This is a genomic window from Lactobacillus sp. CA30L, assembly GCF_059900845.1.
Genome location: NZ_JBWXGB010000001.1, coordinates 394,350 through 415,273, shown reverse-complemented (window position 1 = coordinate 415,273; position 20,924 = coordinate 394,350). Strand labels below are relative to the sequence as shown.

Sequence of the window (20,924 nt, the reverse complement as noted above, 5' to 3'; positions counted from 1 at the left end):
GAAAGATAAAAAATGACTTCATTTGCTAAGGATACCTTTGCTGTTGTGGACTTGGAGACAACAGGGACCCAACGGGAAGATGACAACCATATCATCCAGTTTGGCTGCGCCATCATCAAGAATCTGCAGGTGGTTAAGACCTATTCGTTCATGATCAACCCGCACCGCGATATTCCGCTAGCGGTGCAAAACCTGACCCACATTCATAACGCGGACGTTGCCAAGCAGAAGGACTTTTCCTACTTTGCGCCCCGGATTATCAAGATACTCAAGGGAACGGTTTTTGTTGCCCACAACGTTAACTTTGACCTCCCCTTTTTAAACTATGAGCTCATGCAGAATGGCTACGAGGCCCTGGCCAACCGCGCCATTGACACGGTTGAACTGGCCAAGATTGCCTTTCCGACCGAGCCGTCTTACAAGTTAAGCGACCTGACCAGCCAGCTGGACATCAAGCACCTGAATCCGCATAAGGCAGACTCCGACGCGTACGGGACGGCGATCTTGCTGCTGCGGGCACTCCACAGGCTGGAGGCCCTGCCGCAGGCGACGTTAAACACGCTCAGTTCGCTCGGGCACGGGCTGACGCGTGACACGTCCTGGGTCTTCACCACGATTGCCGACGACCTGCGCAAGCAGAAGCGGCCGCTTGGCAAGGAGTACCGGCAGGTGCGCAACGTTGTTTTGCAAAAGCAGACGACCAGAATAGGCAGGGAAGAAGCCGCATCCGAAACCGCCTTTGTAAAGTCCAATAAGGAGAAGCGCAGGCTTTTTAAGGGCAAGATCAACTACAGGCAGCCCCAGGTTGACCTGATCAACCGCATTAATGACTTTCTTGCGCAGCCCAAGCAGCGAGCACTGCTAGTTGAGGCACCCAACGGCACGGGCAAGACTTTTTCCTACCTGTTTGCATACGCCTACCGCCTGTACTCAAACCGCAAGCTGGTCGTCGCAACGCCAACGAAAATCCTGCAAAATCAAATAATCAGCCAGGAAATACCCCAACTGGTCAAGGTGACCGGTCTGGATCTGACGGCAGAGGTGGTCAAGTCGAGCAGCCACTACCTTGACCTTGACGGCTTTTACCACAGCCTCTACCAGGGGACATCCAATAAGACGGCGCTGATCCTGCAGATGCGCATCCTGGTCTGGCTGACCGAGACCCAGACAGGGGACCTGGATGAACTGCAGCTAACCAGCTATCGTGCGCCCCTGTTTGCGCAGATCAGCCATCCGGGGGATGCACGCGTTGCCAGCACCTTTGCCGGCGTTGACTTCTGGAACTTGGCGCGGCAGCGTCAGGAACAGGCGGACATCCTCGTCACCAACCACGCATACCTGGCCAACCACTACAATGACATGATCTGGGGGCAGAACCCGTACCTGGTGATCGATGAGGCCCACCGCTTTGTCGACAGCGTAATCAGTTCGCGCAACGACTCCTTCCAGTTTGAATCGCTCTGGGGCGTTTTAAACCACCTGCGCAGCCTGCTGTATTACACGGATGACAGCGTGTTCAACCAGTACGGCAACGACGTGCAGTTTAACTTTTTGCTTGAGAAGCTTAACCCGGCGATTTTGAACCTGATTCATGTGCTCAACCAGCTGCAGCGTTTGCTCAGTTCGAAGAAGGCCAAGGCGCTGGGGAAAAACGTGTTGCCCAACGGCAACATGCTGCTCAGCTTTCAAGCGGCGGCCCTATTCCCCCCAAAGGGAAAGTTTAGGTCTAAATTGACCGAATTTCAGCGTAAGTTGGAGGCGGTCCGCGAGCAAACCAACCAGATTTTGTTTAAACTTGACAATGAAACCGATAATTCAAATACGGAGCGGGACGCCTTTTTGAATGAACTGGTCGAGCAGATTGACCGGTTGGACTTTTACATCGCCAAGGGCTACCAGCTATCCGACCTGCTGCATAAGCAAAAAGACTTAGAGCACGAGGGCTTTATCGTCAGCCTGACGGATCCCCAGGACCCGCTGAGTGCCAACCTGAGCTGGACCATGCTGGATTCAACGGATGAGTTGAAGCAAATCTACAACCGGTTTGACCATATTTCTTTTGTGAGTGCAACGCTGACCAGTGCGAATAGCTTTGCGTTTGCCGTCAAGCAGCTTGCGCTCAGCGAATTGGCCCCGCAGGAGTACATCGGGAGCAGCACGTTTAAGCTGGATGACCACCTGGAGGTTTTGGCGGTGAAGGACCTGCCCGATGCCAACAGTCCCCGCTACAACAAGCTTCTTGCGCACATTCTGGAGAATGACCTCGGCCGCAAAGAACACGTACTGGTACTGATGACGAACCTCGATAAGATCAGGGAGGTCTTCAGGATGATACTGAACGCGCCCAGTCTGCGCGACTTTGAAATCCTTGCACAGGGCGTATCCGGCTCTAACAACCGGATAACCAAGCGTTTTGCCATCGCCAAAAAAGCGCTCATCCTCGGAGCCGACAGCTTCTGGGAGGGCATTGACTTCCACGAATGCGGGGTTGACCTCGTGATTGCCGGCAAGCTTCCGTTTGAGTCGCCCGACCAGCCGGAAGTAAAATTGCGGCAAAAGCTTTTGCAGGACCACGGGGCCAACGTTTTTGAGACCGACACGATGCCGCGGGCGGTTATCCGCTTCCGGCAGGGAATGGGCCGCTTAATCCGCGGCGAAGATGACAAGGGGCAGTTCTTGATTTTGGATTCACGCATTTGGAACAAGGATTACGGCAAGGCGTTCTTAGCGGCAATCCCGGTGAAAACCCAAAAGGTTACTTTAAAACAATTACGAAACAAGCTGGATAACTATGATAAAAGATGATACGAGACAGACACTAAAATTTGTCATGTGGCTGGTTATAGCACTGGTAGTGCTGTACTTCGGGGCGCTGGCGGTTTTTTACCGGGCAACCAACCCCGTGCGCAGCGAAACCCGGGCAGCCAATACTATTGCCCTGCAAAAAACACCGATCAGGCACGTGGCCAAGAATTATCACCTGGACCGCGGGGTCAACAGCTATTCCCTGGTGGGACAATCGAAGGACCGGACCTGGTACTACTTTATCTACTTGCCGGCGCACAAACGGGGGCACCTTATCCCGGCGGGCAGGGGCGTGAGCGAAACGACCATCAGGAATAAATTTGCTGCTAAGAACCCGCACGTGCAGATCACCAAGGTCAACCTCGGCTGGTACCGCGGGCGGGCCGTCTGGGAGGTCGCCTCCAAGGATGCCGCGGGCAACTACTACTACCGGTTGTACGAATTTAAAACAGGAAATTTGCTTGCTAAGGTCGCTAATTAAATTTTTTTTTGGTATCATTGTTTTGATATGATATGGGAAGTGGAACAAAACTTATGACAGAATTAATTTCGATTGAAGATTGCTTTAAGCACGTTGACGAAGAAGTCAAGATGCATGTTTGGCTGACAGACAAGCGTTCGAGCGGGAAGATTGCCTTCCTGCAGCTGCGTGACGGTACGGGCTTTTTCCAGGGTGTCCTGCGTAAAAATGATGTTACGGATGAGACCTTTGAAACGGCCAAGTCGCTACACCAGGAGGCCAGCTTTTACATTACGGGGACGGTTCACAAGGATGAGCGTTCGCATTTTGGCTATGAAATCCAGATTTCTGACCTTGACGTAGTCACCAACAATGAGGGCTACCCGATTGGCAACAAGGAACACGGCATCGAGTTTCTGCTGGACCACCGCCACCTGTGGCTGCGTAGCCGGCGGCCCTTCGCAATTATGCGCATCAGGAACATCATTTATAAGGCAACGGTTGACTTCTTTGAGAAGGAGGGCTTTGTCAAATTTGATGCGCCGATCTTCATGCACTCTGCGCCTGAGGGCACAACTGAGTTATTCCACACCGAATACTTTGGCGGCGATGCCTACCTGTCCCAGTCAGGTCAGCTTTATGGCGAAGTTGGGGCCGAAGCGTTGGGCAAAATCTTTACCTTTGGTCCCACCTTTAGGGCCGAAGAATCTAAGACCAGACGCCACCTGACCGAGTTCTGGATGATGGAACCCGAGATGGCCTGGATGCACCAAGACGAATCCCTCGATATTCAGGAGCGCTTTTTGGCATATGTGGTCAAGCAGGTATTGGCTAACTGCCAGTACGAGCTGGAACTGCTTGACCGCGACCCTAAGAAGCTGGAACCGGCCGTAGAGGGCAACTTCACCCGGCTATCTTATGATGATGCGGTCAAGATGCTGCAGGATGATGGCCGTGACTTCAAGTGGGGCGACGACTTCGGTGCACCCGACGAGGCCTTTATTTCTGAACAATTTGACCGGCCGTTCTTCATTGTCAATTACCCCACCGCAATCAAGCCGTTTTACATGAAGAAGAACCCTGATAATCCGCAGGAATACCTCTGTGCGGACGTCCTGGCTCCTGAGGGCTACGGCGAGATCATGGGCGGCTCGGAACGTGAGAGCGACTATGATACTTTGAAAAAGCAGATTGAAGAAGCGGGACTGAACGTAGATGACTATGACTGGTACATGGACCTGCGCAAGTACGGCAGCGTCCCGCACTCCGGCTTCGGCATGGGCTTTGAACGCGTAATTGCCTGGATCTGCAAGCTGGATCACGTCCGCGAAGCAATTCCGTTCCCACGAATGATCAACCGGGTAAAGCCATAGGCTTAAAACCACATGAGCAAATAATACTAAAAAGTTGAACTAGGTTTTAGTTCAACTTTTTTAAAAGGGGAGAATTATCGTGCATTATAATGAGTACCGGATGCTGGGGTTTACAACGCTATCGAATGGCCTGCTGGCATACTACCCGCAGCTTAAGCTCAGCGATGCCGAAGTGCTGATGCTGATTCAGCTCGAAGCCTTTGCCCAAAAAGGTGAAGGCTTTCCGTCCAACGAGCAGCTCGCTGCAAACACGAATTGGTCTGCGATTGAAGTTGCCAGCATCATCCAGAAGCTGATTGAGCGCAAGTACGTCCAGATTGACCAAGTGACCGACAGCCAGAACAGGATTGGCAACCGCTATAACCTTAACCCGCTTTACTCCAGTCTTGATGATATCTTGGCCAAAAATGCTGGTGGCGCCACGCAGGATGCCGCGGGCAAAAGTAAGGCGGCGGCAGGACTCGACAATAGTCCATTAAAGCAGCTGCTGCGCCAATTTGAAATAGAATTTGGCCGCTACCTTAGCCCCATCGAGCGTGAAGAAGTCGCTGCATGGCTCAACGTTGACCACTACAGTCCGGAAATCATCAAGCTGGCTTTGCGGGAAGCCGTTCTGGCCCAGGCTTACAGCTTAAAGTACGTTGACCGCATACTTCTGAACTGGCAGCGGCATAACCTGAAGACCACCAGCGAAGTGCAAAAATTTTTACAGAGGAACAGGTAATGTCGGAAGAAAAATTAATTAGTACGAAAGAAGCGCGCAGGGTGCTCAGGACCATCAACGAGATGTATCCCGACGCTAAGAGCGAGCTGATGTGGGACACCAAATTTCACCTGCTGTGTGCGGTCCTGATGAGCGCGCAGACTACCGACAAGATGGTGAACCGCATCATGCCCCGCTTCATTGCCGACTACCCGTCACCCCAAGAACTGGCGGCGTCCCCAATTAAGGAGATTGAGGACCACATAGCCCAGATCGGGCTCTACCATTCTAAGGCCAAGCACCTCAAGGAGACCGCCCAAATCCTGGTTGACAAGTATCACGGTGAAGTCCCGGCGGATAAAAAAGCCCTGGTTGCGCTGCCGGGGGTGGGCGAGAAGACGGCCAACGTGGTCTTGGCCGACGGTTATGGCATCCCCGCCATTGCCGTCGACACGCACGTTGCGCGGATTTCCAAGCGCTTCCACATTGTCCCCCAGAACGCCAAGCCGCTGCAGGTTGAAAAAAGACTGGAAGAGATTCTGCTCCCGGACGAATGGATCCACACGCACCACGCGCTGATCCTGTTTGGCCGCTACTCGATGACGGCGCGGGACAAGGAAGACCCTTACACCTACCTGCAGGAGAAGTAGCAAAAAATCAACTAAAAGGCCGCAGCAATTATAAAATTGCTGCGGCTTTTTAGCGTCTCGTAGTATGGAGTTTTTATTGCTTGTCTTTAGAGGAGTTGCCGCTTTGCCCATTTGTGCTATCGCCTGCGCCGGGCTTTTGCTCGTCGCTATCCGCACCCGGTTTTCCATCATTGTCCTTTGCGTTATCCTGGGAAGCGTTTGTCTTTTCCTCATCGGCATCGTTCTGCTTCTTGGCAGAACTGTCTTTGTTTCGCCCAGGTGCTTGACCGGTCTGCGTGCTAGTGGTAGTGCTCGAACTGCTGCTGCTTGTCCACCGTCCGGTCCCGCTGTAAGTGCTGGTGTCATCAACGATCCCCGCTGGCGCGTGTCCGCGCACGAAGAGCTGCCACTCGCCCGTTGGGGAGACCTCGGGCGGATTGGAGTTGCGCGCAATCCGGGCCCTAATTACTGAGCTTGGCTTCTGCCAGTCAACGTTTTCCTTGTTACGCATCAGGTAGGTCATCATGTTCTTATAGAAAAGCTGAGCCGATTGCTGTCCAATTCCCGCAATGGTACCGTCCTTCAGGTTGTCGTAACCGGTCCAAACCCCGATGACGTAGCTTTGGGTATAGCCTACAAACCAAGAATCCTTGGGAGTTGAACCGTAGCCCGGATAGCGGGCCAGGTCCTGGTCGGAGTACTTGACCGAACCGGTTTTGCCTGCCTGGAAGAGTCCGCTGATCTGGGCACTGGTTCCGGAGCCGACCTTGATGACGCCCTTGAGCATGTCCGTAATCATGTAGGCCGTGGCCGAGCTCATCACGCGGATGCCCGCCGAATCATAATTTCTGGTCAGGCCGTCGGGGGTTTCAATTTTGGAAACAAATTGGGGCTTGTGGTAGACGCCCAGTGTCGCAAAAGCACTGAAGGCACCGGCCATCTGCAGGCTGGATGCATCGGCGCCGATTGCAACCGAAAGGCCTGCATCCCTAGGAACGTTGATGCCAACCTTGCGCGCAAACTTGGCCGCACGCTGGACGCCGACATCGCGCAGGGTCTTCACGGCCGGAACGTTTCGGGACTGTTCTAGCGCGTGCCGCATGTTCATCAGGCCCTCATAGCGGTTGTCCCAGTCATAAAGCTGAATGTTTGTCCCAGGGTAGACATACCTGCTGTCATCGAGCATCTTCGCCGTGGACCAGTTAAGGTATTCGATGGCCGGTGCGTAGTCCAAAACCGGCTTTATCGACGAACCCGTGGATCGGCTTGTCTGCACCGCCCGGTCTAGTCCCAGCTGGACAGAGGAGGGCAGGTGACGGCCGCCAAGGATGGCTACAACGTGGCCGTTTGCGGGATCAACGACCGTCGCCCCAATCTGCATCCGGTCATTGGTAAACGGCACCTGGCCGCTGTTGGCCAACTCGTACAGCTTATTTTGGGCATTCTGGTCAATATTGATCGTGATTTTCAGGTTGTCGCGGTAGGGGTCAAAGCCCTTGTCCTTGACCTCAGAAATAGCTTCCTTGATATAGGGATCGTCAACTTGGCGCAGGTTCGATCGTTTCCGCTGGCTATGGTGCTTGAGGCCCCTTTTAACGCTCTCTTTTTTTGCTTGGCTGTACTGTGCCTGACTAATCTTGTGGTTGTTGAGCATTGCCTTGAGGACAATATCGCGGCGGTACTTGGCATATTTGGGGTACACGTAGGGGTTGTAGGCCGTGGGGCGGTTGGGCATGCCGGCGAGCAGGGCGGTCTGGGCGAGGCTCAGCTCACCGATTTTCTTGCCGTAATAATAATCGGCGGCGGTCCCAATCCCATAGTTGCCGTAATTCATGTAGACCTTATTAATGTAGAATTCCAGGATCTCATCGCGGGAATACTCACGCTGAATTTTCATTGCCAGCCAGGCTTCCTGGGCCTTGCGCCGAAGCGTTTTTTCGGCCGGCGCGTTCGTCGAGAAAACGGTCAGCTTAATCAGCTGCTGCGTGATCGTGGATCCACCGGCTGCAATGCTCTGGCTCTTGGCGTTGGTCAAAAGCGAGCCCACGATTCTGATTGGATCGACCCCGAGGTTGTCCTTGTAGAAGCGCTTGTCTTCAACCGAGACAACCGCATCCTTTAATAGCTGCATGTCCTTACCATCCTTGACGTATATTTGCTTCTGCGAACCAAGCGAGAGCAAAAATTTGCCGTTGGACGTGTAAAACGCCGACGAACCGCTGCTTTCAAGCTGGGTGCGGCTAATGTTCGGTGCGTCTTTTGCGTAGTAAGCAAATAAGCCCACCCCCGAAAGCAGCAGCAAAAAAATTGCTAGGAAAGTCCATTTGACTGCGCGCCGCCAGAAGGGCTTAGGCAGGTTTTGCCGGTAATTTTGTCGTGATGTCCGTTTTTTATTCGTCATTATCTAATTTCCTATCTGCGATAAATTGATCCACTGCTTTCAAATACGGCAGGGTAGGCTGAAAGCCACTCGCCAATTCAATTGACCAGTGTTCGACCTCGCTTAACGTTATCGAGCTTTTGCCCTTGGTCCACCACGCGTTGATGATTGCGCTCGCCGGACTGACGAAGTAGCGGTTGAGGCTCGTGAATCCGATAATTGTAAAGCAGATGCCCCTTTGTTTCAAACATTCCGCAAGGTGGACAATCTGGTGTTCGTGAAAATTCTTCAGGGGGAAGTTGGTTTTGTTTTTGGTTTCCTTGGCCTCGAAGTCAAGGTAATAGCCCTTGTAGACGCCGTTGTAGTCCGTTGTTGACTCCTGGCGAAAATACGCTTCCCTGATAACAGCCCGCGACCGTTTAGGGTAGTCAACCTTGACAATCTGGATCGGCGTCGGTTTCTTGTGCACAACCGCAATTCCCTTCAGGCGGTAATATTTATTTGACTCGTTAATCATCTGTTCAAGGGTCATCCCCCGGTCAGAAAAACTGACGTTCTTGTTGTGCTGGCGTTTGTGCTTTATCTCCGAATTATTGGCAGATTTACGAAAAGCAGCAGAACTGCCACTTGGATATTTGACCATCAATCTCACTCCTGCTAGCATTATAGCAATAAAGGAAAAGTTTTTGAACAAGGAGCCACCTCTTTCACTATGCAACGACTATGGGTTACCGGATACCGCAATTATGAATTAAATACCTTCGGCGACAAAGATCCCAAAATCACGGTCATCAAATTTGCGCTTGCAAATCGTCTGCGCGCCATGCTTGAAAACGGTCAGCTCGACTGGCTGATCACGGGCGCCAACCTGGGCGTGGAGCAGTGGGCTAGCGAAGTGGCCCTCGAATTGCGCAAGGAATTTCCGCTGCGCGTTTCAATCATCGTCCCCTACGAGGAGTTCGCGCACCGCTGGAATGAGGCCAACCAGGAAAAGTTTCTGCGCCTAAGGGGCCAGGTGGATTTTTTCGCTTCGACGTCCAACCAGCCCTACCAGAGCCCCGTGCAGCTGCGGAACTACCAGAACTTTATGCTGCTGCACACGGACCGGGCCCTGATGATTTATGATCCGGAAAGCCCCGGCAAGCCTAAGTTCGATTACAATTTAATCAAAAAATACCAGGAAAACGAGGATTATCCCCTAGAATTAATCGATTTTTACGATCTGCAGGATGCAGCACAGGAGTACCAGTCAAAACAGGAGGACGAATTTGACGAATAATTCCTAAATCTTTTCGTAAACTTGTTTTTGCGGTTTTATGTGCCGGCTCTTTTTGCTAAAATTAAGAAAGATTGATAAAGGAGCTGACGTTATCATGGCTGATTTAAATGATGTTAAATTATCCACTGAGGATATTTTAAAAAAACAATTTAGAACAAAAGTTAAGGGCATCGATCCCGAGGAAGTGGACGCTTTTTTAGACCAGGTTATTGCGGATTACGATACGTTCGAGCAGATTATCGAGGATTTGTACGGCCAAATCGGTAAGCTGCAGGGTGAATTAATGGATAGCCAGCACAAGGAGAACGCCGTGCAGCTGCAGAAGACACGCAAAATGTCGCCCCTTGCCGGTGAAAACGTTAAGACATATGCGCCGCAAAAGGCCGCTGCCCTGCACGCCGATGAGGATAAAGAGACCGCCGTGCGCAGTGAAAGTTCAACGAACATGGCCATCATCCAGCGCATTTCAACGCTGGAGCGCAAGGTCTACAATCTTGAGCAACGAGTTTATGGGTTACAAAAACAGTAAGCTCTGGTATAATTGTTAATAGTGCAAATTTTGGGCAGTCGCGGTTTGACTTAAAGTCAAGCTGAGGAAAGTCCACGCACGCACAGGCTGCGATGCCTGTAGTGTTCGTATTTAGCCCAACAAGCTAAAGGATTGTGATGATTACGGCGAAGAACGTGCTAAGTCTTTTTGATATGCACCAATATTCTGAAAAGTGCCACAGTGACGGAGCAGCAGTGGAAACGCTGCTGGTGGAACGAGGTAAACCCTGCGAGCGTGCAACCCAAATTTGGTGGGGGCGTCTCAACCTGGGGAACTGAACCAAAGGTTGGATTGCTATCTTGATAGCAAAGATAGATGGCTGCTGAAGGCGGTTTTGGCCAGAACTGCCCGAACAGAACGTGGCTTATAGGAATTTGCACAGGCAGCGTTGAGCTTTTCAAAGGGCTCAGCGCTTTTTTATGAACGAAAGAGACAAGATGAAAAATTATCAACTGTACACAACAATGGGTGCTGGTTTTGAAAGCATCGTGGCCAAGGAATTACAGGCACTGGGCTACGAGACCAGAACCGAAAATGGGCGCGTCTTTTACACGGGCAATCAAGAGGATATCGTCAGAACCAATGTCTGGCTCCGGACGGCAGACCGGGTGAAGATTCTTTTGAAGGAGTTTACGGCAACCGATTTTGATACCCTCTACGAGCAGGTCTATGCGCTCGACTGGGCAGAACTACTGCCCGTCGACGCCAAGTTCCCCGTCCAGGGCCGTTCGGTGCGCTCGAAACTGCACTCGGAGCCTGGCATCCAGTCAATTGTCAAAAAAGCAATCGTCAACAAGATGTCAGACCAGTATCACCGGCGCGGCTTTTTGCCGGAGAGCGGCAGCCTGTACCCGCTCGACGTGCACATTTACAAAGACGTGGCGCGCATTTCGCTTGATACCAGCGGGATGAGCCTCTTCAAGCGGGGCTACCGGATTGAACACGGCGGTGCCCCTTTGAAGGAAAACTTTGCGGCCGGCTTGATCAAACTGACGCCCTACGATGGCAGCCACCCCCTAATCGACCCAATGACCGGTTCGGGCACCCTGGCGATTGAAGCTGCACTAATTGGCAGAAACATTGCGCCCGGCTCCTGGCGCAAGTTTGCCTTTGACGACTTCGACTGGTTTGACGCTAAGCTGCACGATGAAATTCTTGAAGAGGCCAGGAGCGCGGTGAAACCGCTGGCGCAGCCTATCTGGGCCTGCGACATTGACCAGTCCGTTTTGGAAATTGCTAAGCTAAACGCCAACAATGCGGGCGTCCTGCAAGATATTTACTTCAAGCAGGTCGCGGTCAAAGACTTTCAAACCGACCTGGAAAACGGCGTGATTATCGCTAATCCACCTTACGGCAAACGGCTCAAAGACAGGCAGTCGGCCGAGGAACTGTACGCTCAGATGGGGGAGGCACTATTAAAGTACGATAGTTTCAGCCAGTATTACCTGGTGGGTGACCCCAATTTTGAAGCCTGCTTCGGCAAAACGGCAACGAAGAAGCGCAAACTATTCAACGGCAACCTCCGGGTTGACTTTTACCAGTACTGGGCGGCGAAAAAGAGTGCTCACAGACAAGACTAATGCAGAATTTTGGGTAATTTCCGACACCCACCTGATTGCAGACAGCTTGCACGACAACGGTGCGGCCTTCAGTCAGATTCAGGATACAAGCCAGGGCAAGGATCTGGCATACCAGGAGACGGCCCTGGCCGCCTTTTGCAGGCTGCTTAACGAGAAAAAGCCGGCCGCCCTCGTTGTTACGGGCGACATTACCTTTAACGGTGAGCTTGTTTCTGCCCGGAGGTTTCAGAAAATCTTCAGCGGCCTAACGGATACCAAGCTGCTGGTGCTGCCCGGAAACCACGATGTTTTTGACGGGTGGGCACGCGCCTTTAAGGGCAACGACCAGCTCTATACGGAACAAATCAGCCCCGGCAAGTGGCGGGAGATTTTTCACCAGTCGTATGGGGCGGCAATGCAAAAGGACCGCAATTCCCTGGCCTACAGCGTGCAGCTCAATCCCCACTACCTCATGCTGCTGCTGGATTCCAACATCTACGGCCACAAAGAGGTGTTTACCGCGCCGCAGACTGCCGGCGAGATAAGCGAAGACCAGATTGTCTGGCTCAGGCAGCAGCTTGAATATGCACGCCAGCACCACTTGCGGCCGCTTTTATTTATGCACCACAACCTGTACGTGCACAATCCGGCGGTTAACCAGGGCTTCGTCTTGAACAATGCGGCCGTTGTCCGGCAATTATGCCGTGAGTACAACGTCAAGGTGGCCTTTTCGGGTCACATTCACGCCCAGAACATCGTGGAGCCCCAGAAGTGCACGCCAACAACAGAAGTGGTCACATCAAGCTTCTGTTCGTACGACCAGGCCTACGGCATTGTGGAAGTAGGGGCAGATACGCTTAAGTACAAGCGCCACACGTTCAATATGACGCCGTACCTGACCGAAGCAGAACGCCAAAATCACACGTTGGCCCATTTTCATGATTACCTCAAGAACATCCAGCTGCGCAACCTGGCCACCAATTCAAGTGTAAACGAGCCCGCAGGGGAGGCCGAATCACCGCTTGTCCATAAAGTCAACCGCTTGTTCATTGAGATGAACTACAACTACTTTACCGGGCATAACCACATTAGCAAAAAGACGCTTAGCCGCTTATACTCGTCTGTGGAATACAAGACGCTGGTTGCACAGAATCCGCGTTTTAGCAGCTACCTCGAGACGCTGTATGATACAAGCAGCCACAGCAACTTGGCGCTTCAGATCACTTATTAAGGAGAAACAGATGGCTAAGAAGCACTACGTCGTTTGGGGCCGGGTTGGCCTAATCTATTTTAGCTGGCTTTTGATTGTCCTCTTCACCAGTCTGATTATCGCATATGAGGGCACCAGCAGCTTTAACTGGCCGGCAATCGGGTGCGGAATCTTGTTTGTGTTGTTGGCTGTCTACACGTACGTGAATTCGTACTGGAGTAAGGACACGCTGAAGCTGCCCTTCAGGGCCAAGCGCGCACTTAAGCGGGCCCCAAAACGCACATGTCGCTGGCGCCGGTTTTGCGTGTACGAGGTGCAGGGACTTGAACCGCAAAAATATTACTTGCTAAGGATTGAAAAGTAGTGGCAGCCGTGGTGGGCAAGCTTTGACCAGTGCTGACTTTTGCGCAAACACTTTCTGCGCGGCAAATCATAATTAAGAAGGGTCATGACTGATTTCGCGTCGTGGCCTTTTCTTTTGTTTTAACTAATCAGGAAAGAGTGAATCTTGGTCAATCTTTGCTATAATAGCCATAGAAACTGTAGTTAATGAAAGGGTGGCACCTAAATTCTAAATTGAAAAGGACAATGGTTAAAATGGTAGTTTAGATTTATACAGAAAGAGGCATGCGCAATGAAAACAGATATTAAAATTGCACAGAAAGCACACGCATTACCGATTAATGAAATAGCAAAAGCGGTGGGTTTGAGTGAAAGCGACATCGAACCCTATGGCCGGGACAAGGCCAAGGTGAACTGGCAAGCGATCAAGTCGACCCTTGCCAACGGGCACTTAGGCAAGCTGATCCTGGTCACGTCAATCTCACCCACTCCGGCCGGCGAGGGCAAATCAACGATGACAATTGGTCTTGGGGATGCGATTAATAACCGGCTCCACCATAAAACGGTGATTGCCTTGCGTGAACCCTCGATGGGTCCGGTCTTTGGACTAAAGGGGGGCGCCACCGGTGGCGGACGGGCGCAGGTGATTCCGATGGAAGACATCAACCTGCACTTTACGGGCGATATGCACGCGTTAACCGCCGCTATTGATACGCTGGCCGCCTTGGTCGATAATTATATCTACCAGGACAACGAGCTCGACCTTGATCCAGAGCGGATTTTGCTAAAACGCGGAATCGACGTTAACGATCGCAGCTTGCGCAGCGTTACAGTTGGCCAGGGCTCCAAGTTCAACGGCGTTGAGCACCAGTCAAGCTTTGCAATTACGGTAGCAAACGAATTGATGGCGATTCTCTGTCTGGCCCGCGATATCGATGACCTCAAGAAGCGGATTGGCCTCATGCTAGTCGGCTACACGAGGGACGACCAACCGGTTTACGTTAAGGATCTCGGCTTTGAAGGTGCGATTGCAACGCTTCTGGGCAATGCGCTCAAGCCCAACTTGGTTCAGACGATTGAGCATACGCCCGCGCTGGTTCACGGCGGCCCCTTTGCCAATATTGCGCACGGCGCTAACTCTGTCATGGCCACCAACCTGGCCCTGCACCTGGGTGACTACGTGCTGACGGAAGCCGGTTTTGGCAGTGACTTGGGCGGACAAAAGTTTATGGACTTTGTTTCAAAGCACCTGGAAAAGAAACCGGATGCAAGCGTTATCGTTGCAACCGTCCGGGCACTCAAGTACCAGGCGGAAGGCACAACCGCCCACCTCGACCAGGAAAATCTCGCGGCACTGCGGACGGGTTTCAAAAACCTGGAGCGGCACATGAACAACATGCGCAACTACGGTGTGCCCGTCATCGTCCTAATCAATCACTTTGCAACCGATACGGCCAAGGAACTCAACCTCCTGCAGGAGCTAGTCAAAGAGCAGGGACTTAACGCCTTTGTTGTTGGCTACCACGAAGAGGGCTCAGAGGGTGGCGTCGCCGCTGCACAAGCCGTGGTCGACCTGGCCGATTCAGGTCAAGCAAGCCTGACTCCCATTTACCACGAGCAGGATTCAGTTAAGACCAAGATTGAAAAGGTGGCAGAAAAGATCTATCACGCCGCAAGCGTTGAATATTCTGCCCAGGCAGAGGAAGACATTCACGAACTAGAGAAGATGGGAAAGGATAAGCTGCCCGTCATCATCGCCAAGACGCAGTATTCGTTTACCGATGATAAAAAGCAGCTGGGAGCACCGACCGATTTTTGCTTGCACGTTAAGGGTGCCAGCCTAAAGAATGGTGCGGGCTTTATCGTAATTACAACTGGCAGTGTTTTAGACATGCCGGGATTACCTAAGCACCCAGCAGCACTCGACATCGACATCGATAACAACGGCAAGATCAGCGGTCTATTCTAAATTTTACTATGCAGATTTTATACTTAATTATTTCACTGGCAGTTGTAACCGCAGACCAAGCGCTGAAGAATTTCATTGCGCACAATTACAGCCTGGGCGAAGTACACCCGGTTATCCCGCACGTTTTTTCGTTTACATATGTGCAAAATGACGGGGCGGCCTGGAACATACTCACGGGGCAGATGTGGTTTTTCTACATTATCAGTGCAGTGGCCATTTTTGCGTGCCTCTATTACTTATTTAATAAAAAATACGGGAGCAGGCTGTTCAACTTTGGCCTGTCCCTTGTTTTGGGTGGAATTATCGGCAACTTGATCGACCGCATCCACCTTAAGTATGTCATTGACATGGTTCAGGTCGACTTTGTCCGTTTCAATATTTTCAACATAGCGGATGCAGCCATCAGCGTGGGCATTGTCCTTGTCTTTGTGTACCTGCTTTTATTTGACGAGGGTAAAGAAACAGATGGCCACTAAATACGAATTTATCATCAATGACGAAGAGGGCAGGCTGGACAAGGTGCTGGCCGCGCTGGTCAGTTCACTATCGCGCACACGCATTAAGGAACTGGTCAAGGAGCAGAATATTCTGGTAAACGGTCAGAGCACGAAGGTTTCGTACAAGGTGCAAAAGGGCGATCACGTTTTTGTTACTGTGCCCGCGCTTAAGTCCCTGGCCGTGGTTCCGGAAGACATCCCGCTCGATATTGTGTACGAAGACGATGATGTCCTCGTAGTCAATAAGCCCCAGGGCATGGTCGTTCATCCGGCTGCGGGGCACCCGGACCATACCCTCGTCAACGCACTGCTCTACCATACGAAAAGTCTCGCGGAAAGTCCCGAGGGCTTTCGCCCCGGAATAGTCCACCGGATTGATAAGGATACTTCGGGCTTATTAATGGTTGCCAAAAATGCACAGGCACGGGTTAGCCTGGAGTCGCAGCTGGCGCACAAAAGAAACAAGAGGCAGTACCTGGCAATCGTGCACGGCCATTTTAGCGAAGAGTCGGGCGTGGTTGACGCTCCGATTGGTCGCAATCACCATAACCGCAAGAAAATGGCGGTGGTTGAAAACGGCAAGGAGGCGGTCACCCACTTCACGGTGCTGGAGCAATTTGCCGGCTATAGCTTGATTCGCTGCCAGCTGGAAACCGGCCGCACGCACCAAATCAGGGTTCATCTGGCCTATATCGGTCATCCCGTTGCGGGCGACCCGTTGTACGGTCCCCACCGCACCCTCAGGGGCAACGGGCAGTTTTTGCACGCCCAGGTCCTGGGCTTCACCCAGCCGCGTACGGGCGAGTGGTGTGAATTCAAGGTTGCTCCACCCGCCATTTTTGCGCAGCGGCTAGCCGAATTAAGGGGAAAAAAGTGAAGAAATGAAACGATATTTGATTCTTGAAAACGGCAGCTCTTATGCCGGTGAGGGGCTCGGCTCCTCGATTATTTCGACGGGCGAATTGGCGGTCCAAACGGGCAATTTTGGCTACCAGGAGGCATTGACCGATCCGACCAACGCGGGCAAGATTCTTGTCTTTACCACCCCGATGATTGGGGGCAACGGAATTAATGCAATCGATTATGAGAGCATAACCCCGGCGGTCAAGGGGATAATTGCCAACGATGTGGCCAGAAACATTTCGGACAGCAACAGTTTTCAGGACCTGGACTCCTTCCTGCAGGAAAAAAGGATTCCGGCAATATATAATGTTGACACGCGTGCGCTGGTTCACTGCCTGACCGAAAACAGGGTGATCAAGGCGTCAATCATGGATACAAACGATGAACACGCCTTTGACCAGATCAGGGCGCTCGTCTTGCCCAAAAACAAGTCGGCGGCCATTTCTACCAAAAATGCCTACGCTGCCCCCAACGTGGGCAAGACTGTCGCGATCATTGACCTGGGACTCAAGCATTCGATGCTGCGCGAATTGTCGCTAAGAAAGATTAATGCGACTGTGCTGCCATATAACGTCGCCGTTCCCGATATCAAGAACCTGCGGCCGGAAGGCATAATTATCTCCGGCGGTCCCGGAAAAGTCGAGGAAGTAAGGGATGACCTTAAGCCTATTTTGGATGCCTTTTACAAGCAGTACCCCATCTGGGGTATTGGTCTGGGCTTTCTGGCACTCAGTGATTACCTGCACCTCGAACTGGTGGGCCTGCCTGCAGCCTTTAACGGCACCAACTACCCGGTGATTGAACAGAATTCAAACCAAATATGGCAGGTGGCGATGAATATTGACCGCCTGGTGCTGCCCAATAGCGTCCACCTGGAAATGGAGCGGGCTTATTACGACATGCATAGCGAGCTCCTCGCCGGCTTCAGCAACAAGAAAAACAAGCTGATTGCGACGGCGTTTAACGCCGAGGGGGCTCCTGGCAGCCTCGATGCCCTCAGTATTTTTGATGATTTTATAAAGATGATGGTGTAAAAAATGCCCTTAGAAAAAGATTTGGATAAAGTGCTGCTCATCGGTTCGGGACCGACCCTCATCGGCAACGTCTCTGAAACTGATGTACTAACCGTGGACGCGATCAAGGCCCTCCTTGAAGAAGATATTCAAGTCATCCTGGTCAACCCCAATCCGGCAACTATTTCAACCGACAAGCAGCCGGGAGTGACCGTTTACCTGGAACCCATGACGCTTGACTTTCTTAAGCGAATAATCCGCATGGAGGAACCCAATGCGATTATTCCGGCCTACGGGTCAACCATGGGGCTGAAGGTCACCCGCGAACTAGTGCGCGATGGCATTCTGCAGCAGATGGGCATTCGTCTTTTAACCCTAAACGAGCAGACGCTCATGATTAACACGCACCAGAAAATGACCGCTTTTTTGGAGCAAAACGACATTAACATCAACCGCTACTGGAATCTGTCCGACTTCGCGCCGGCAAACCTAAAAGAGCAGCTGACTGCGCAAGTCGCTTTTCCTGTTCTTGTGATCAAGGAGAGACGCTACCTGCATAACGAGCAGCAGGTCTTCGATCACGCCCAAGACGTGGTCGACTACATCAAAAAGGAACGGCAGAGCGAAGACTTTGTTCCCACGCGCTACCACTTGACCGAAGACTTGTCCGCTTGGGGCGAAGTTATTGTCAATGTTATCCGTGATAATAACGGCAACGTTGTCCTCACCAACCTGGCGGACACGATTGAATCCGTTGCCGTTAATTCCGGTGATTCCGCGGCCGTGATTCCGGCCTTAACGCTGAACAACGATCAGGTGCAGATGATTCGTGAAGTTGCCCAAAAAATTGCTGCCAGTCTCAAAATAGTGGGCATCCTAAATATTCACTTCGCAGTCAAGCACCAGGGAACGAAGTTTGCGGTAAAAATCTTAACTATTCAGCCGCGCCTGACCAGGAGCGCAATCTGGGCGCAGCGAATTGGCCTCTACAGTGCGGGCTATATTGTCAGCAAGGTGGCCGTGGGGTACGGGCTAAACGAGATCAAGGATCCGATGTCGGGCCTATCGGCCGCGATCGAACCAACCTTTGACAAGGTTGCAATCAGGATGCCATTTTGGTCATTGATTCAGTCCGGCAGCAACCACTACGACTTAAGCAGCAGGGTACAGGCAAGCGGCGAAGCAATCGGAGTGGGACGCAACTTCGAGGCCGCCTTCTTAAAGGGCATCAGCTCAACGGTGAACATTAAGATGGGATTGACCGCCTTTAGGAATGAAGAGGTCAAGGAAAAAGCGGAAATCGCTGCGGACCTTCTGCACCCCGACGAGTTGCACCTGGTCAGACTTTTGGCTGCAATTTCCGCTGGGTTTGACTACCACGAACTGCAGCGGCTAATCAACATCAATCCGGTGTACTACCAAAAGCTTGAGCACATCGTCAAGATTGGCACGCGGCTGAGTGAAGGCGAGGCCGACGATGGCCTGCTCGCGGAAGCCAAGGCACGCGGCTTTAGCAACCAGCTGATTTCAGGCATGACCAAAATAAATATGGTGGCATTGAAGAAGCAGCTTGAAAAAGCCCACCTTAAGCCGGCTTACCTGCAAATTGACGGCTCGGCGGGCACGGTTCAGCCGCAGGTGCACGCTTATTACTCCGCGTTTGGCGTCCAGGACGAATCTGTCGGACTGGCCGCCAATAGCAAAAAGGTCCTGGTCATCGGCATGCTGCCGCTCCAGGTATCTGTAACCAATGAATTTGACTATATGATTAGCCACGCACTGGATACTTTACATAATAATAATTATGCCACTGTGCTGCTGTCCAATAATGATGAATCTGTTGCCACCAGCTACCGCCGTGCCGACAAGGTATACTTTGAGCCCATCACGCTTGAGAATATCCTTGATATTGCCGCAAAAGAGGGAATAAGGGACGTTTTAGTACAGTTTTCGGGCAAGGAGGTCAATGCACTGAGCAAGAAACTGATCGAAAACGGGCTCAACGTCTTCGGTAACCAGGGCGTCAACGCCAAGGACAAGATTGACCAGGTGTTATCGTCGCCGCTCAAGGCGCTCAAGCAAAATCCCCTCCTGACGACTGTCGACCAAAAGGAACTCCAGGACTTTATCACCCAGCACGGTTTTCCCATTTTGGTCGGCGGCTTCAACAACCAGGGGGTCAAGCAGAAGTCAGCCGTTGTTTATGATAAGCCCGCTTTAGAGAAGTACCTTGAGGAAAATCAATTATCAAAAGTTTCCTTGTCACACTTTATCGAGGGCAACAAGTATGAAATTACGGCGATTTCCGATGGCAAGGACGTGGCACTTCCCGGAATTATCGAACACCTAGAACAGACCGGCTCCCACGCGTCGGATTCGATCGCCGTTTTTAAGCCGCAGAACCTTTCTAAGGCGGGCAAGAAGCTCCTCACCGAGTACGCGGTCGCATTGATCAAACGGGTTCAAATGCGGGGAATTTTTACGCTACACTTTTTAACCGTCAACAAGAATATTTACCTGCTCCAGATCAAGCCCTACGCGGGGCACAACGTTGCATTTCTGTCCAAGGCGCTGGACAAGGACATCACAAGGTGTGCCACGGAAGTCTTGATGGGCAACAACCTGGCTAGTCTCGGTTATAAGACCGGGTTGTGGCATTCCAGCGGCTTTATTTACGTCAAGATGCCGGTCTTTTCCTACGTCAATTACAACAGCGACAATACCTTTGACTCGAAGATGAAGTCCTCCGGCTCCGTTATGGGTCGCGACACCGAACTGACCAAGGCGCTGTACAAGGGATACGAGGCAAGCGGCCTTTTGATCCCCAGCTACGGAACAATCTTTATTTCTGTTCGTGACAAAGACAAAAAAAGGGCTACGGAACTGGCCCAGCGCTTCTACCGGCTGGGATTTAAGATTGTTGCAACGGAAGGAACAGCCAACGTTCTGGCGGAAGCGGGGATTACAACGGGTGTAGTAACCAAGGTCCACAGCGGTTCCAGCAACCTGCTCGAAAAAATTCGCCAGCGCAAGGTTGTCATGGTCATCAACATTACCGACCTGTCTGATACGGCGAGTGGCGATGCGATTCGAATCAGGGACGAGGCCCTGAGCATTCACGTGCCGGTCTTTTCCAGCGTTGAAACAACGGAACTGATCTTGGCGGTTTTGGAATCACTTTCGCTGACAACCCAGCCGGTTTAAAATTTAATTTCTGCAAAAAAAGAGGATGCACGTTGAAGTGCATCCTCT

Annotated in this window: 17 protein-coding genes and 1 other RNA gene; 16 read left to right on the top strand and 2 right to left on the bottom strand. The window is 51.9% G+C overall.

The genetic code is table 11. The annotated features are described in order from the left end of the window. Positions 1-12 precede the first annotated feature (12 nt). From AC2JF8_RS02120 to nth, 5 genes are all read left to right on the top strand, one after another. A complete protein-coding gene (locus AC2JF8_RS02120) occupies positions 13-2,805 on the top strand; it encodes a helicase C-terminal domain-containing protein (RefSeq protein ID WP_500760650.1) in 2,793 nt (930 codons plus the stop codon). Next, a complete protein-coding gene (locus tag AC2JF8_RS02115) occupies positions 2,792-3,286 on the top strand; it encodes a hypothetical protein (protein ID WP_500760648.1) in 495 nt (164 codons plus the stop codon). The genes AC2JF8_RS02120 and AC2JF8_RS02115 overlap by 14 nt, the downstream gene beginning before the upstream one ends. A gap of 53 nt (positions 3,287-3,339) precedes the next feature. Then, a complete protein-coding gene (gene asnS / locus AC2JF8_RS02110; protein WP_500760646.1) occupies positions 3,340-4,638 on the top strand; it encodes an asparagine--tRNA ligase in 1,299 nt (432 codons plus the stop codon). A gap of 79 nt (positions 4,639-4,717) precedes the next feature. Continuing rightward, a complete protein-coding gene (locus AC2JF8_RS02105) occupies positions 4,718-5,362 on the top strand; it encodes a DnaD domain protein (RefSeq protein WP_500728803.1) in 645 nt (214 codons plus the stop codon). Next, a complete protein-coding gene (nth, locus tag AC2JF8_RS02100) occupies positions 5,362-5,991 on the top strand; it encodes an endonuclease III (protein WP_500728802.1) in 630 nt (209 codons plus the stop codon). Before AC2JF8_RS02105 ends, nth begins: the two co-directional genes overlap by 1 nt. A gap of 73 nt (positions 5,992-6,064) precedes the next feature. Here the strand turns inward: nth and AC2JF8_RS02095 are convergent, their stop codons facing one another. Then, positions 6,065-8,371 (bottom strand): transglycosylase domain-containing protein, encoded by a 2,307-nt coding sequence (locus tag AC2JF8_RS02095; RefSeq protein ID WP_500760644.1) that lies wholly within the window; start codon positions 8,369-8,371, stop codon positions 6,065-6,067. After that, positions 8,361-8,993 (bottom strand): Holliday junction resolvase RecU, encoded by a 633-nt coding sequence (gene recU, locus AC2JF8_RS02090; RefSeq protein ID WP_500760642.1) that lies wholly within the window; start codon positions 8,991-8,993, stop codon positions 8,361-8,363. The genes AC2JF8_RS02095 and recU overlap by 11 nt, the downstream gene beginning before the upstream one ends. 69 nt (positions 8,994-9,062) lie before the next feature. Here recU and AC2JF8_RS02085 point away from each other — a divergent pair, with 69 nt between their 5' ends. The 11 genes from AC2JF8_RS02085 to carB all read left to right on the top strand — a co-directional run bounded on the left by AC2JF8_RS02085 (position 9,063) and on the right by carB (position 20,876). Further along, positions 9,063-9,629 (top strand): SLOG family protein, encoded by a 567-nt coding sequence (locus AC2JF8_RS02085; protein ID WP_500728799.1) that lies wholly within the window; start codon positions 9,063-9,065, stop codon positions 9,627-9,629. A 94-nt stretch (positions 9,630-9,723) separates the two neighbouring features. Further along, entirely contained in the window at positions 9,724-10,158 is a 435-nt protein-coding gene (locus tag AC2JF8_RS02080) for a DivIVA domain-containing protein (RefSeq protein WP_500728798.1), read from the top strand. 26 nt (positions 10,159-10,184) lie between these two features. Next, positions 10,185-10,551: RNase P RNA component class B (gene rnpB / locus AC2JF8_RS02075), an RNA gene on the top strand. 65 nt (positions 10,552-10,616) lie between these two features. Further along, the gene (locus AC2JF8_RS02070; RefSeq protein WP_500760640.1) at positions 10,617-11,759 is read left to right on the top strand and encodes a THUMP domain-containing class I SAM-dependent RNA methyltransferase; all 1,143 of its coding nucleotides are present in this window, start codon (positions 10,617-10,619) and stop codon (positions 11,757-11,759) included. Next, positions 11,740-12,969 carry a metallophosphoesterase family protein gene (locus AC2JF8_RS02065; protein WP_500760638.1) on the top strand — a complete coding sequence of 410 codons (1,230 nt, stop codon included), beginning with the start codon at positions 11,740-11,742 and terminating at the stop codon, positions 12,967-12,969. The genes AC2JF8_RS02070 and AC2JF8_RS02065 overlap by 20 nt, the downstream gene beginning before the upstream one ends. A 10-nt stretch (positions 12,970-12,979) precedes the next feature. Then, positions 12,980-13,312: an acyltransferase gene (locus tag AC2JF8_RS02060; RefSeq protein ID WP_500728795.1), complete on the top strand. Its 333-nt coding sequence runs from the start codon at positions 12,980-12,982 to the stop codon at positions 13,310-13,312. Between the two features lie 270 nt (positions 13,313-13,582). Further along, positions 13,583-15,259 (top strand): formate--tetrahydrofolate ligase, encoded by a 1,677-nt coding sequence (locus AC2JF8_RS02055; RefSeq protein ID WP_500760635.1) that lies wholly within the window; start codon positions 13,583-13,585, stop codon positions 15,257-15,259. A gap of 8 nt (positions 15,260-15,267) precedes the next feature. Further along, complete coding sequence (gene lspA / locus AC2JF8_RS02050; RefSeq protein ID WP_500760632.1) at positions 15,268-15,735, top strand: signal peptidase II; 468 nt, start codon at positions 15,268-15,270, stop codon at positions 15,733-15,735. Continuing rightward, on the top strand, positions 15,725-16,633 hold the full coding sequence (locus AC2JF8_RS02045; protein ID WP_500760629.1) for an RluA family pseudouridine synthase: 909 nt from the start codon (positions 15,725-15,727) through the stop codon (positions 16,631-16,633). The genes lspA and AC2JF8_RS02045 overlap by 11 nt, the downstream gene beginning before the upstream one ends. 4 nt (positions 16,634-16,637) lie before the next feature. Further along, positions 16,638-17,693, top strand: a complete 1,056-nt coding sequence (locus AC2JF8_RS02040) for a carbamoyl phosphate synthase small subunit (RefSeq protein ID WP_500760627.1) — start codon at positions 16,638-16,640, stop codon at positions 17,691-17,693. A gap of 3 nt (positions 17,694-17,696) precedes the next feature. Next, on the top strand, positions 17,697-20,876 hold the full coding sequence (gene carB, locus AC2JF8_RS02035; protein WP_500760625.1) for a carbamoyl-phosphate synthase large subunit: 3,180 nt from the start codon (positions 17,697-17,699) through the stop codon (positions 20,874-20,876). Positions 20,877-20,924 lie beyond the last annotated feature (48 nt).